A 13,648-nucleotide genomic window follows, 5' to 3' on the forward strand; every position below is an offset into this window, starting at 1 on the left:
GCGGGGCGGTGCGTCAGTCGGTGAGGCGCTCGCCGGTGGAGGTCGCGAACACGTGGCTCTCGCCCGGCCGCGGCACCACGTGGATCTCGGTGCCCTTCTCCGGCACCCGGCGACCGTTCACGCGGACGACCAGTTCCTTGGTCTCGCCGCCGACCTCGGCGGTGCCGTACACGTAACCGTCGGCGCCGGTCTCCTCGACGACGTTCACCCGGACCGCGAGACCGGCCGGGGCGTCCTTGCTGAGGGTCTTGGCGACGGAGGCGCCCTCGTGCTCGACGACCTCGAAGTGCTCGGGGCGGATGCCGACGGTGACGGTGCGGTCGCCCTTGTCCGCGGCGGCCGTCACGGCGTCGCGGCTGACCGGCACCACGGAGTTGCCGAACTTCACGCCGCCGTCGGTGATCGGGACCTCGATCAGGTTCATGGCCGGGGAGCCGATGAAGCCGGCGACGAACAGGTTGGCCGGGCGGTCGTACATGTCGCGCGGCGAGGCCACCTGCTGGAGCAGGCCGTCCTTCAGCACGGCCACCCGGTCGCCCATGGTGAGCGCCTCGACCTGGTCGTGGGTCACGTACACGGTGGTGATGCCCAGGCGCCGCTGGAGCGAGGCGATCTGCGTACGGGTGGACACGCGGAGCTTGGCGTCGAGGTTCGACAGCGGCTCGTCCATGAGGAACACCTGCGGCTCGCGGACGATGGCACGGCCCATCGCCACGCGCTGGCGCTGGCCGCCGGAGAGCGCCTTCGGCTTGCGGTCCAGGTACTCGGTGAGGTCGAGGATCTTCGCGGCTTCCTCGACCTTGGCGCGGATGTCCGTCTTGTTGACGCCGGCGATCTTCAGGGCGAAGCCCATGTTGTCGGCGACGGTCATGTGCGGGTACAGCGCGTAGTTCTGGAACACCATGGCGATGTCCCGGTCCTTCGGCGGCAGGTGCGTGACGTCGCGGTCACCGATGCGGATGGCGCCGCCGTTGACCTCCTCCAGGCCCGCGAGCATGCGCAGGGAGGTCGACTTGCCGCAGCCGGAGGGGCCGACGAGGACGAGGAACTCGCCGTCCGCGATGTCGATCTCCAGGCTGTCGACGGCGGGCTTGGTGCCGCCCGGGTACATCCGGGTCGCCTTGTCGAACGTGACAGATGCCATGGCTGTGAAGCCCCCTTCACCGGCAGGAACGTGCCGGACGATCCGAGTGGAAGAAGGTGATCCGTCCCGGGAGTCCCGGAGCGGATGACGCAGTGGTGTAGTCCATTCGAGTGAACTGCTTCTGGACGCTACCTGGCCCCCACCCGATCTGTCATCCGTTACGAGGGTGTGAACTTCATCGTGGTTCCCCTCCGGAGCGGCCCCCTACTCTGGGTAGACTGCACCGACACGCCTCCTTAGCTCAGCTGGTCAGAGCGCCGCTCTTGTAAAGCGAAGGTCGTCGGTTCGAATCCGACAGGGGGCTCTCTGTATGACCTGGCACGATGCCCCCGCGATCCTGTGACGGCGGGGGCATCGTTGTCTCCGGGGGCGGGCCGCCGTGATCGGGCTCGTTCATTGGGAGCTCCGGGCCGGCAGCGGGACGCGCAGTCCCGGAGCCGGGACGGAAGCCCGGGTGACGCACCTCGCCCGGGCTTCGTCCGCTCGCCCCGAGGGGACGGGCGCTGAGCGCGCACTTGATGGCCATCTGGTGACAGGGCCTGAGGGCGGCCGGTGTCCGGTTGTGGCTGGAGCGCTGTGGTCGGGTCCGTCATGCCCCGTCTCCCACCCGGAGCTCCGCCCAGACCTCCTTGGCCCACGGCTTCCGCTCAGCCCTCCCGTGCGGCCTCCTCCGACCAGGCGAGCGGTCCGGTCCACCACCTCCCCACGTCCTTCGAGTGTCCGAAGGACGTGACCTCCCGTGTTGTCTCCGAGCACAACACAGCAGGAACACCGGACCGGAGCTGGCCCTCCGGCGGGGATGGCACGCTCTGGGCCTCCGGTACAGGGTTCACCTTCCCGTACCGGGCCTGCCCCGGCGCAGTTCGACGTGGACTTCGTACCGTGGCGAATGGCGCTCTTTGTGCATGGTTGTTCCTGGCATGCCTGTCCACAACGCTTGTACGCACCCAAGCACAACGCCGAGTGGTGGTGGGAAAAAATCGGATCGAACGTCATCCGGGACCGGGCGACCGACGCCCACCTCATCCGAATCGGTTGGCTGCCACTTCGCATCTGGGAGTACGAGCCGATGGACACGGCCGTACACGCAGTGGTCCAGGCCCTGGCCCTCCGAGACCACCCTCGCGCCGTGCGAATCCTGGAGGCGGTCGAAGGGACGGGAGACCTCTCCGGTTTCCCCGCCGAAGGTTGCGGAGGAGTGCGCAGCGGCGCACGCCTCACGGTGCCGGTTCGTCCTACGCGGAGGGGTGGACGTAGCGGCCTTCGCCGAACAGTGTGAACCACGAACTGACCGCCAAGGGCGCGGTGCCGGGCCCCCAGAGGCCGTCCTCGATCCCGTCTGCCGAGTCGCCGTGGAGCAGCTCGTGCTTCGGCGTCCTCGTGAGCGGCGGCGAGCCTAGCAGCGCTCCGTGTAGCGCAGGAACTGCCGTGCCAGAACGGCTAGTCCGATCGTCTCCACGATGGAGACGCCCAGGAGCTGGGGACGGGCGGGGAGGGAGCTCCAGAACACGATGACGCCAGCCATCGGGAACGCCAGGTACGTGAACAGGTCGACGAAGGTCTGCAGGCGCTTGCGCGTCACGCGGTCCGGGTCGCGGCGGTGGTAGTCCTCCCAGCCGAAGACGGGGAACTGGGCGCCACTGAGCTCCGTCAGCCGTGGACCCAGGCAGTCACGGGTGTACCGGCCCATCGCGGAGATCTTCTCGTCGTTGACCAGGTAGGTCCATCCGAGGACTAGGCAGATGACGGGGAGGACGAGCAACAGTTGGTGGTGCTTGCTCTGGACGGCGATCGCCAAGACGGCTGTGGAGGCGGTGAGCGTGACGTAGAGCAGGTTGTCCCGGAAACCGATCCGTGCCTTCTGCTCCTCCTTGATGCGGTCGTACTCGGCTAGCAGCAGGCTGCCTTCGGTGATGTCCTCAGCAGTGGTCATGAAGCTCCCCTCCGGAAGGCTGGTCGATACTCGCATGGACGTTCAACCAGCTCGTTTTTGAACGGATTTGGCGGCACGAGAGATACGATTCGATGAACGCCCCGGATGCAGCGGTGCACGATACTGCGAGCGCTCGGGTAGACAAGTCGTCCTCGTGAGGTGCTACGTGGGTTCGTCCGGGGGAAAGATCGTCGTCTTCACCGCGCTACCGCTGGAGTACCAAGCCGTGCGGCAGCGCTTGGAGTGTTTGCAGAGGATCGACCACGAGGCGGGAACGATCTTCGAGTGCGGGCGGATTCCGGGGATCAGCCGGGACGTGTACATCGCGCAAGTGGGCCAGGGGAACCTGTCGTCAGCACTCGCGACCGACCGCGCCATCGGCATGATCGGTCCGGAGGCGGTCTTCTTCACAGGCATCGCGGGTGGACTCAAGCACGACATCGCGATCGGCGACGTCGTTGTAGCGACCCGAGTCTTCGCCTACCACGGGGGGAAACAGGAGGGAACCTTCAGAGCCCGGCCCGAGACATGGCAGGCGTCCCACCGCCTGGAACAGACGGCCCGCTACGTTGCCCTGGACATCGCATGGGAGGGGAAACGTCCTTTTGTAGGACATCGGCCACCAGAGGTCCACTTCAAGCCGATCGCTGCCGGCGAGGTAGTCGTGAATGCCTCGGAATCCACGCTTCATGACCTACTGAACGAGCACTACAACGGCGTGGTGGCAATCGAAACAGAAGGCGCCGGCTTCGCAAGTGCCGCCTCCATGGCCGACCGAGTCCCCTCGTTGGTCATCCGGGGGATCAGTGATCTGTCAGATGGCACCAAACAGCACACCGATGCTCGCGGGTTCCAGCCCATCGCGGCCGACAACGCTGCGGCGATGACCATCGCCGTGATCAAAGCGCTGGTGCCCTCCGGAGCCCCCAAGAAGGCCCGCTTGGTTGGCCAGGCCACCAGTGTGACTGACCTGTCGAGCGTTGCTGCTCCCGTCTGTGAGCATCTTGAGGAATCGTTGTCTGTCACCTGGCGGAGGAAGCTGCTGCCGCCAGGGTTCAGCGAGGGTGCCACTCTGGAGGTGCACTTGGTTCCGGAACACGACCTTCGGTTGTCCGTGCGCCAGATGAGTCACCTCAAAAAGGTCCTTGTGTCCTTGGGAAGCAAGGAGGAGGTCTTCGAAGCTGCTGAAGTTTCCAAAGCATTTGAATCAGATTATGCAGCAGCCTTCGCCCATGATCGACGCCGTGGCGGCAGTACCGGCCTGGCTATTTTGCAGACTGGCCAGCGAAGCTGTTGGGAGCCGCTGCCGTACCCTTCTCAGCTCCACGTTCCTGTGCTTGACCCTGATTACACCCAGGTCCGCGTTGCGAATATGCTCCGAATCCTTCTGAGGCTCCATGAAGTACCCCAGGTCCGGTACGCTCCAGCACTGGCGATCGACCCCGCAGAGACCCTGACCGTGGCGAATCTGGGTACTGCGTTAATTTCGAATAGCGCGACCCTAGCCCGCCGCTGGAAAGGCGGCCCTGCGCAAATCCTTCCCAGAGACCTTCGGGATGCGAAATCGATCGAGGCGGCGATACCGGAGATCGCTGAGGATCTCACTTCGACGCTTGTGAAATTATTCAAGAGCGGGAGTGGTGGTCAGCGCTTCGGGTGCGAGAAATGAACTTCTCGGTGCTGTTGAATTTTTTCAGGGAGGGAAATTTTCTGTGAAGCAGTCCGGGGGGGGCAGAGGGTACGTGACGTGGAGTCAGATTTCGGATCGGCGTTCAGAGGGGCCGTTGGCTCGCTTCAATTCGATTGGAATCGGCATCTTTTCTCCCTTCTTTAGGCGCAAGTTGACCACTGCCTCATTTTCAACCCATGCATTCCAAGCCTTGATGTAAATTGCCATCTGCTCTTTCGAGTCAAATCGCTTTTTGGTGCCCCTCCTTCGCGGATCCCTGGGTACCTTAAGTAGAGCAAGGCGTGGATCACCCGCCTTTAGGTTCGCCCCCGAGACGAGGCCGTCTATCCACTCTTCAACTGGCGCAGAAGGGGCTGCCTCTGTCGTCAGGAAATACCCTGCCGCCGCCGCTGTCGGGGTAGTGAAAATCTGCTTGGAAAGATTTCGGCCGACGGCTATTGAATCTCGATACCTTTCTGTGTTCGCGTTGTACTCCTTTAGGGTTCGATCGTTTGTGACGCGGGCTCGGATTCCGCTCCATGGCAATTCTGGTACAGTCTTGAAAAGAATTACATGACGGATGGTGGAAGAGAATAGGGTGACGTATTTCTCGCCGGTTTGAGAAAGGGCATCGGCGCCGCTTCGACGCTTTCCAGTGTCAAGGACCGAAAACGCGCTTCGCGATAGTCCTTCAAAAACGAAAATCCTTACAGCGGTGTCGGCCTTGATGATTGCATGGAGTCGGTGTTGGCCATCGACGAGTGAGCCGCTCTCCAAGGGGCCGTCAAGGGCGATTCCTTGGTGGGTCAACTGCCATTCCCCGCGACGAATCGTCTCTGCTAGGAAGTCGACTACCCCCATGTCCAGGCGTCTGTTGACTGCAGTGCGGGACAGTAAGTCCTCGGCGAGCTCAGGTGTGATCGTGACGGGCCGAGGGGTGGGGTCTTCCTTCAGTGATGAAACGTTGGAGCGCATATCAAAATCTTATGGTCTTCACTGGAGGGAGTCTCCCTGAGGGTCGGAATTGGCTATATCTGTCCGGTATTGCATTTTTTATGACTCAATCTGTGAACCTGGCGGCTGGAACGTGCAGGTCGCGGTCATCGCCGGAGACCGCGTTGACGAGGGCAGGGGCCGTGCCCGGCCTGCCAAGGGCGAGGCTGGGCACGGGTGCCGGGGCATCTGCTCCTCCGAGATTCGGAACCGCACTCCGGGCTGCCGCATTGGGGAGCCCTGTCGCACGAACCCGGGGACCGATGCCACCGCGGACCGCCACGGGGCAGCCGATCGTGAACGCCGTGCTGCTGGTCACGGGTCTCCCAGCGCTTCCTTGCACGGCTCGTCCTTCCGGTTGGGTGCGTTCGTCACTCGTGACGTGGGCAGCGCCTTCCGACACCGTCGCGGTCGGTGGCTACGGCGGAGGCGGCGTCCCAGTGTGGTCGGAGCAGTCCGGTTCCGTGGTGCAGTCGGGGTAGAAGGCTGTCCACTGGCCCGGGGTGCCGTAGGTGCCGCGGGCGAACCAGGCGACGGCTCGGCCGTGTTGGTAGCGTAGGCCGCCCTGTTCCACGAGGGGGCGGGTCTCCAGGAGGCGGGCGAGGTCTTCGGCTCGGAAGCCGTACTCCTGGCGCCACATGCCGACGATCTCCGCCGAGGAGCAGCCGGCGCACTGGGCGGTGGTGAAGCCGCTGGGGTCGCCCTCGAACTGGACGAAGGAGGCGAGGCGTCGGTAGTCGCGGGTGCAGGCCGCCCGGTGGACCGGAGCGAGCATCTGCTTCCAGAAGGCTCGGGCCGCCGGATCGACGCCTGTCAGGTCGGGTTCGGTGCACTGTGGTGGGGCGGGGCTCGGCGTGGAGGTGGTCGGCCGTGCCCGGGGTGGGGCCGTGCCGGGGTCGGAGGTCAGGAGGAGCGCTGCAGCGGTGCCGGCCGCGAGGAGTGCTGGTGCCACGAGCAGTGGACCTGGCGCCAGCCAGCGGGCCCTCACGGCTCGCACCCCCGGGTCGGAGGGACGGACTGGCAGAGGGAGTAGCCCTGTTGGAGGGTGAAGACCCTGGAGTAGTCCGGCCGTTCGCGCTGCTCGTCCGCCTTGAAGGCGGTGAGCTGGAAGGGGCGTCCGGCCTCGTCGACGACCAGGGTCCTCTCCTGGTCGCCCAGCATGTAGGTGACCTTGAGGCGGAAGGCCACGTAGTGGTGCTCGGTGGTGGCGCGCAGGATGACGACTTGTTGTTTGGTGTCCTTCAAGGTGATCGTCCGTTGGGCGAAGAAGGCTTTTCCGGGACCGAGTTCACCGGTCTTCCCGTCGTAGTCCATTTCACGGGCGACGGGATGTGGGCGGTCCATGTCGAAGAGCATCTTCATGGTGGGGGCACCCGCCTGGGAGGGGACGCTGAACAGGGTGCCCGACCAGGGCTCGGTGCGTTCCACGATCTCCGGGGCGATGTCGACGACGTTCACCTGTTGGTTGCGGCGGCCGGTCAGGACGATCCGCAGGGTGAGCGTGTCGACGTGGATCGCGCCCGCCTTCCGGATCGCCTCGTGGAAGTCCGGTGAGACCGCCGCGTTCGGTCGCGACATCATGGCGCTGATCTGCGGAGGCGGATGGTATTCGGCACGGGTGGCCTTGGACCAGCCCTCGTCGTCCAGGTGGACGGGTCGCACGACCGCGGATACGTCCGGACCGCGCCGCAGCTCGTCGCGGGACCGGGGGAGGTCGACCAGGTCGGTGGCGAGCGCGAAGGCGGCGGCGGTGAGCACTGCGGCGAGTGCTCCACCGATGGCCGTGGTGAGGCAGGTGTGGTCGCGGAAGGTGCGTCGGAGGAGGCCGGTGGGCGGTTCGGGTTCGGTGGGCTTGCGCAACTGTTGGGCACGCGCCACCCGTTCGGTCTCCCGGCCGCGTTGTCGCAGCCGGGAGATGCGCCTTCCCGGGTCCGTTCTCCTGGGCACTGTCCGTCGCCCTCCCCCGCCGTTCGCGTTCCGTGCTTCCGCCTCCGCGCGGACCGCGCCCGAGCCGCGCGGAGGCGGATCGGCGGGCCCGGGCGGGGCAGTCTAGGCGCGGACCGGCGGGCGGGGGAGGGGTGGCGGACGATGCGTGCCGGGTGTCCACCGTGACTAGTCGGGCGCGGACGGTCGGTGCTACGCCGCCTTCAACGCCGCGATGTCTCCCGTCCGTTGGGTGAGCGCGGTGACCGGGCGGGCCCCCGCGTGGCGGCGCAGGACGCCGCGCAGGGTGCGGAAGTGGTCGTCGGCGCGGGCGCTGCTGACGTGTTCGTAGTCGTCGAGGAACCGGCCCCAACTGTGGCAGGCCGCGTCCACGTGGCCCAGGGCGAGTTGTCGGCCCGCGAGCACCGCGTAGGCATGGGCGCGGCCCTGGCGTTCCTGGGTGGGCTGGTGCTTGATCGACTGTTGGAGCACCCGGACGCTGCCCTGGAGGTCCCGTTCCTCGTGCAGGACGTGGGCCATGTGGAACAGCCAGGCCGTGCGGTCGTAGCCGCCGACCGCCTCGCGTCGGTCGTCCGCCCGGGACAGGGCGTTCTCCGCCTCCCTGAGCCGGTCGTGCGCCTGTCGACGGTCACCCACCATCGCCGCGGCGTGGGCCTGTTGGCCGCGGAGGAACGCGACCAGTCGGGGTGCCGCGGAGGGAGCGGCCTCGGCCGCCGAGTCCGCGAGTTCCAGCGCCTTGCGGCCGTGCCCGAGGTGGGACGCCTGGAGGGACATGCCGCGGAGCGTCCGACAGTAGGTGACCTGGTCCTCCGCCTCCCGGGCGAGGCTCAGGGCCTGTACGTAGTACTGCTGACCCATGCCGTGGGCCTTCTCGTACATGGCCATCCACCCGGTGAGGTAGGCCAGGTCGGCCGCCGCGGCGAGCATGTCCTTGCGGACCGGCTCGTCGGCCTGGGCCTTGAGCCAGGGGCCGACGGTGTTGACGAGGAACGCGGAGGCCATCGGCATGGCGTGGGCGGCGCCCAGTTCGTCGAGGATGTCCGCGATCCGGGTGGTCATCGTCCGCACCGACCAGACCTGCGAGGCCCCGATGCGCACGGTGCGCTGCCCGGGTCGCCAGGTGGCGGTGGGGCGGGGAGCGGCGTGCGCGGGGGCGGCGAACGCGGGCAGGGTGAGCGCGGCGGAGAACACCGAGGCCGCGAGGACGCCCCGGCGGGACGGGTCCATGGTGGCCCGGCCCAGTTCGATCAGTTCCTCCACCGAGTCCCCGGTGGAGCCCGGCTCGCCGGTCGGCGAGGTGCGTGCGGCCGGTGCCAGGCCCGCCTCGGCGTGGGTCACCGGGCGTCCCAGGCGGGCGGACAACGCTTCCACGATCAGTGCTCTGACCTGCGGCCTCGGTGAGGTTCCGGCGATCCAGTGCGCGACCGCGGTGCGGTCGTAGGTCAGACGTAAACCGGCCTGCGGCCCGAGCCGGTTCACTTGCTGTGCGAGTTGCGTCCGCGTCCATCCGGCCTCGTCGAGTAGCCGGGCGAGGTTCGGGTTAGGAGTGCGTTTTCTCGTGGCCATGACCTCAACTCCCCGTGCCGATCTGGGTTGTTCACGGTATTCACGGTCCCACTGGTCTCCAAAGGTACCGGTGAACACCACCCAGACGGTTATCTCTTGCACGGACATTGAAGGCCATCCAGAGCCATCCAGCAGCATCCATTGACAACCAGCGACATCCATCGACACAGAGCGAACCAGTCCATCGGGAGAATTCAGGGTGAGCGGCACCAGAACGATCGACCTCAGGAACGAATGTGCGACAGGGGGCGCGGACGGGGGTCCGAGGGCGACGGGTGCGACGGCTCAGGCGGGTTGTGCCGTGAGTTACCTGCGCGCCTCGCCCCCCGGCACCCTCACCGAACGGGACCGGGCCCGCCCCGGGCAGGTCCGCCGCATCGTCCGGGCGCAACTGCGCCACTGGGGGCTGGAGGACCTCGTCGAGCCAGCCCAACTGGTGGTCAGCGAACTGGTCACCAACGCCTTCCAGCACGCCCGCGGCGACGAGGTCGGCATCCGGTTGGGCCGTAGCGGGCGCACGGTGCGCATCGAGGTGCGCACCGGGCCGGTGCACGAGGTCGCCCCGTACGCCCGACCCGGTTCGCGGTCCGGCTCGGAGGCGCGGGGGGTCCCGTCCGCTACGGCGGCGCACGCCCCCCGCGCCGGTGCCCGGCCCGTGCCGCGTCCTGGCCCTCGCGCCGCGTACGCCCCGCGTGAGGGCTTCGACCGGAGCGCGCCGGGCCCACGGAGCTCCGTGCCCCCGGAGCCGATACCGCAGGACCCGCTGTCGGAGCGGGGGCGCGGTCTGGACCTGGTGGAGGCGCTCGTCGACGACTGGGGGGTCCAGGCCGGGGGAGCGGTGGTCTGGTGCACCCTGTCCTCGCCCTCGCCCTCGTAGTCGTCTCCGTCTCCGTCCCGCCCCGGGGGCGCCGGATGGCGGGGCTGAGCCCGTGCGGTGACCCGGGCACGGCGCCCGTCCGCCGTGCCCGTCACCGTGCGTGGCCCGCCGCGTACCCTGGAGGTCCCCGCCTCCGTCCACGATCCGGCGAGACGTGCACTCCGCCGAATTCAGGCGAAAACCTGTCGGAACGTGAGTGCATTGGCCAGACTGGTGGGCCGGAGCACCGGGCGGCCGGGCGGGGAAAGGTTCGGGGCCGTGCGGTGGTGGCGCGCAGGAGAGTTAGGGGACGGGCTCGGTGGGGCGGCGTTCGGGTGGGCTGATCGGGGCGTGGGCCGAGGCTCAGCGGCAGCAGCAGCGGCAGTACGAGGAGGCCCGGCGGCAGGAGGCACGACGACAACGGGAGTACGAGCGGGACCAGCGGGCCCGGGAACGCGACCTGGCGCGGATGCACCGGGAACAGCAGGCCGCGTACCGCAGGCAGCGGGAGGCGGACGCACTGCGCCGCACCGAGGAGATCGAGGCCCGGGTCGCGGAGCTGTCCGGGCTGCTGGCCGCCGGCTGCGGGGCTCCGGCGTTCCGGGTGGCGGCGCTGCGGCGCGAGGCCGCGGTGGCGGAGTTCGCGCCCGGGCCGCTGGCCGTCCCGGTGCCGGTGCCGGACCCGCGGGCCTACGTCGCCCAGGGCGGGGGCTGGGGGCCGGGGGCGCGGGCGCGGGCCCAGCAGGAGGCGCAGGACCGGTACCGGCAGGACTGGGAGACGGCCCGGCTCGCCGAGGAGCGCCGGCTGCGCGAACTCGCGGACTACCGGCACCGCTACGAGCAGTGGGCCGCCGGCCAGTTGGCCGAGGTGCGCGCCCACAACGAGGGCGTGGGGACGATGGCCGTCGCCTTGCGCGCCGCGGAGCCCGACACGGTGGTGGAGTACTTCTCCGCCGCCCTGTACGCCAATTCGGTCTGGCCGGAGGGCTTTCCGCGGCAGGTGACGGCGGCTTTCGACCCCGGGCCCCGGCAACTCGTGCTGACCTGGGAGCTGCCCGCGCTGGACGTCGTCCCGGAGAACAGGTCCGCCCGGTACGTGATCAACGCGGACCAGGTGAAGGAGAGTCCGCGGCCGGTCACCCAGCGGCGTTCCCTGTACCGGGAGGTGCTCGCGCAGAGCGTGCTGCTGGCCCTGCGGGACGTGTTCGCCGCCGATGAGTACCGGGTGTTGGAATCCGTCGCGCTCAACGGCTTCGTGGACGACTACGACCCGGCGACCGGCCGGCGGGCCGAGATCGTGGTGGCCTCCGTGGTCGCGGAGCGGGCCGTGTTCGGCGGGCTCCGGCTGGAGCTGGTGAACGCAGTGGACTGCCTGGGCGACGCCCTGGGCGGCACCCTGTCGACCAAGCCGGACCAGCGGGCCGCGGTGCGGCCGGTGCGGACCCCGGAGCAGGTGGGCGTGGACGTGGTCAGCCACGGCGGGGGCGCCGAACCGGACCTGTTGGAGATGGACCCGCTGGAGTTCGAGGACCTGGTGGCGGAACTGTTCCGGGCCCGGGGCATGCAGGCCGTCACCACCCAGCGCTCGGGCGACGGCGGGGTGGACGTGGACGCCGTCGACCCCGACCCGATCAGCGGCGGCAAGATCGTCGTCCAGGTCAAGCGCTACCGCAACACCGTCCCGCCGAGCGCGGTGCGGGACCTGTACGGCACCGTGCAGGACCAGGGGGCCAACAAGGGCGTCCTGGTGACCACTTCGGGCTTCGGCCCCGGCTCGTACACCTTCGCCAACGGCAAGCCGCTGACCCTGGTGTCCGGCCCCGAACTCGTCGACCTGCTGCACAGGCACGGACTGCTGGGGCGCCTCGGCGGCGGCCCCGCCCCGAGCACCGCCCCGGCGGCGCCCGCCTCGGCGGCGACCCTGCTGCTGCCGGTGGACCCGCCCGCCGGCGCCCCGGCCGAGGGGGCGGCGGGCGAGGAGTACAACGTGCTCGGCATGGACTGGTCGGGTGCGGTCGCCCTGGACGTGTGCGCCCTGGTCTGCCGGGGCGGCCGGGTGCTGGGCGACGACTGGTTCGTGTTCTTCAACAACCCCGGCACCCCGGACGGTGCGGTGCGGATGCTCGGCGGCTTCGCCGGCGACCGGGCCGCGGTGCGGGTCGCCTTCGACGCGCTGCCCGCCGGGGCCGACCGACTGGTGCTGGTGGCCGCCGTGGACCCGGAGGTCAACCCGGACGCCGACCTGGCCGGGTTCACCGGTGCCGGCATCCGGCTGCGGGACGCCGACGGCGCCGAACTCGACCGGCTGGAGGTCTCCGACGGCCGTCCCGCCGAGACGGCCCTGGTCCTCGGCTCGTTCCGGCGCCGGGCGGGCGGCGACTGGGACTTCGTGGTCGGCGGCAAGGGGTACGAGGGCGGGTTGGAGGAGCTGGTGGGGGACTTCGGCATCGACGTGGAGTGAGCCGCGGCGGGGCGGCCCGGGCGCCCGGTACCCGCCGAAGGGAGGGCACCGCCCGAAATTCGGGGGCGTCCCGCGGGGGACGCTCCCTAGGATCGGCCGGATGACCGAGAAGCCCCAGCCGCGTCCCCTGTTCGAGATCCCCGCAGAACTGATCGCCAGCCAGCACCGGTACAAGCGGGAGGCGGGTCGGGCGTTCATCGCCGACCTGCCCCGGCGCGCCGCCGAGTTCGTCGAGCGCTGGGAGCTGAGCGTCACCGGCCCGGCCATGCACGGGATGGCGTCCCTGGTGCTGCCGGTGGACCGGGCCGACGGGACGCCCGCGGTGCTGAAGATGCAGGTGGCGGACGAGGAGAGCGAGCACCAGGGGCTCGCCCTGCGGCTGTGGGACGGCCGGGGGTGCGTCCGGCTCCTCGAAGAGGACGGGCGGACCACCACCCAACTGCTGGAGCGCGCCGACGGGGGGCGTTCGCTGGACGACGTGGCGGACTCCCGGGCCGCGGTCGCGGTGATCGGCGAGCTGCTGGCCCGGCTGACCGCGGTCCCCGGCCCGGCGGGGATGCGCCACCTCGCGGACATCGCCGCGGACATGCTCGCGGCGCTGCCCGCCGCCCTGGAGGGGATCGAGGACCCGGGGGCCCGGCGGGTGCTGGACGCCTGCGGGGAGGCGGTGCGCGAGGTGCTGCCCGAGCCGGGGGACCGGCTGCTCCACTGGGACCTGCACTTCGACAACGTCCTCGCCGCCACGCGGGAGCCCTGGCTCGCCATCGACCCGAACCCGCTGGTCGGGGACCCGGGCTTCGACCTGATGCCGGCCCTCGACAACCGCTACGAGGACGGCGAGACGCTGTGGCGCTTCGACCACCTCACCGAGCGGCTGGGCCTGGACCGGGCCCGTGCGGCCCGCTGGACGCTGGCCCGGGTGCTCCAGAACTCGCTCTGGGACGTCGAGGACGGCGAGCCCCTCCAGGACGTCCAGCTGCGGATCGCCGAGCGGCTGCTCTCCCACCGGCTCGGCTGAGCGCCGGGTCCTCCCGCCCCTCGGGAGCACTGGACCGCTGTCCGATACACGGGGTTTACTGCCG

10 protein-coding genes and 1 tRNA gene are annotated in these 13,648 nt (G+C 69.1%); 5 read left to right on the forward strand and 6 right to left on the reverse strand.

What is annotated here, in order from left to right; genetic code table 11:
- Positions 1-13: 13 nt before the first annotated feature.
- Complete coding sequence (locus tag ABT092_RS14050; RefSeq protein ID WP_351243395.1) at positions 14-1,144, reverse strand: ABC transporter ATP-binding protein; 1,131 nt, start codon at positions 1,142-1,144, stop codon at positions 14-16.
- Between the two features lie 230 nt (positions 1,145-1,374).
- Here ABT092_RS14050 and ABT092_RS14055 point away from each other — a divergent pair.
- Positions 1,375-1,448 (forward strand) — tRNA-Thr (locus tag ABT092_RS14055).
- A 1,092-nt stretch (positions 1,449-2,540) separates the two neighbouring features.
- Here ABT092_RS14055 and ABT092_RS14060 read toward each other — a convergent pair.
- On the reverse strand, positions 2,541-3,077 hold the full coding sequence (locus ABT092_RS14060; protein ID WP_351243397.1) for a hypothetical protein: 537 nt from the start codon (positions 3,075-3,077) through the stop codon (positions 2,541-2,543).
- 166 nt (positions 3,078-3,243) lie between these two features.
- On the opposite strand from ABT092_RS14060, the gene ABT092_RS14065 reads away from it, so the two are divergent.
- Entirely contained in the window at positions 3,244-4,746 is a 1,503-nt protein-coding gene (locus ABT092_RS14065; protein WP_351243399.1) for a 5'-methylthioadenosine/S-adenosylhomocysteine nucleosidase family protein, read from the forward strand.
- Positions 4,747-4,830: 84 nt separating this feature from the next.
- Here the strand turns inward: ABT092_RS14065 and ABT092_RS14070 are convergent, their stop codons facing one another.
- From ABT092_RS14070 to ABT092_RS14085, 4 genes are all read right to left on the reverse strand, one after another.
- Complete coding sequence (locus ABT092_RS14070; RefSeq protein WP_351243401.1) at positions 4,831-5,721, reverse strand: hypothetical protein; 891 nt, start codon at positions 5,719-5,721, stop codon at positions 4,831-4,833.
- A gap of 436 nt (positions 5,722-6,157) precedes the next feature.
- A complete protein-coding gene (locus tag ABT092_RS14075) occupies positions 6,158-6,691 on the reverse strand; it encodes a hypothetical protein (protein ID WP_351243403.1) in 534 nt (177 codons plus the stop codon).
- Between the two features lie 32 nt (positions 6,692-6,723).
- Positions 6,724-7,686 (reverse strand): hypothetical protein, encoded by a 963-nt coding sequence (locus ABT092_RS14080; protein WP_351243405.1) that lies wholly within the window; start codon positions 7,684-7,686, stop codon positions 6,724-6,726.
- Positions 7,687-7,875: 189 nt separating this feature from the next.
- Positions 7,876-9,249: an NsdA family TPR-like regulatory protein gene (locus tag ABT092_RS14085; protein ID WP_351243407.1), complete on the reverse strand. Its 1,374-nt coding sequence runs from the start codon at positions 9,247-9,249 to the stop codon at positions 7,876-7,878.
- Between the two features lie 301 nt (positions 9,250-9,550).
- Between ABT092_RS14085 and ABT092_RS14090 the strand changes: the two genes are divergently transcribed.
- The 3 genes from ABT092_RS14090 (at position 9,551) to ABT092_RS14100 (ending at position 13,584) form a co-directional block, all read left to right on the forward strand.
- Positions 9,551-10,126 carry an ATP-binding protein gene (locus tag ABT092_RS14090; protein WP_351243409.1) on the forward strand — a complete coding sequence of 192 codons (576 nt, stop codon included), beginning with the start codon at positions 9,551-9,553 and terminating at the stop codon, positions 10,124-10,126.
- A gap of 298 nt (positions 10,127-10,424) precedes the next feature.
- Complete coding sequence (locus tag ABT092_RS14095; protein ID WP_351243411.1) at positions 10,425-12,566, forward strand: restriction endonuclease; 2,142 nt, start codon at positions 10,425-10,427, stop codon at positions 12,564-12,566.
- Between the two features lie 100 nt (positions 12,567-12,666).
- Positions 12,667-13,584 (forward strand): aminoglycoside phosphotransferase family protein, encoded by a 918-nt coding sequence (locus ABT092_RS14100; RefSeq protein ID WP_351243413.1) that lies wholly within the window; start codon positions 12,667-12,669, stop codon positions 13,582-13,584.
- Positions 13,585-13,648: the final 64 nt, after the last annotated feature.

The sequence above is a fragment of the Streptomyces sp. NPDC002490 genome (assembly GCF_040296045.1).
Lineage (GTDB): Bacteria > Actinomycetota > Actinomycetes > Streptomycetales > Streptomycetaceae > Streptomyces.

Excerpts from the sequence above, each read along its gene's own strand:
- ABT092_RS14050 (WP_351243395.1), bottom strand. The coding sequence starts at position 1,144 with ATGGCATCTGTCACGTTCGACAAGGCGACCCGGATGTACCCGGGCGGC.
- ABT092_RS14060 (WP_351243397.1), bottom strand. The coding sequence starts at position 3,077 with ATGACCACTGCTGAGGACATCACCGAAGGCAGCCTGCTGCTAGCCGAG.
- ABT092_RS14070 (WP_351243401.1), bottom strand. The coding sequence starts at position 5,721 with ATGCGCTCCAACGTTTCATCACTGAAGGAAGACCCCACCCCTCGGCCC.
- ABT092_RS14085 (WP_351243407.1), bottom strand. The coding sequence starts at position 9,249 with ATGGCCACGAGAAAACGCACTCCTAACCCGAACCTCGCCCGGCTACTC.
- ABT092_RS14100 (WP_351243413.1), top strand. The coding sequence starts at position 12,667 with ATGACCGAGAAGCCCCAGCCGCGTCCCCTGTTCGAGATCCCCGCAGAA.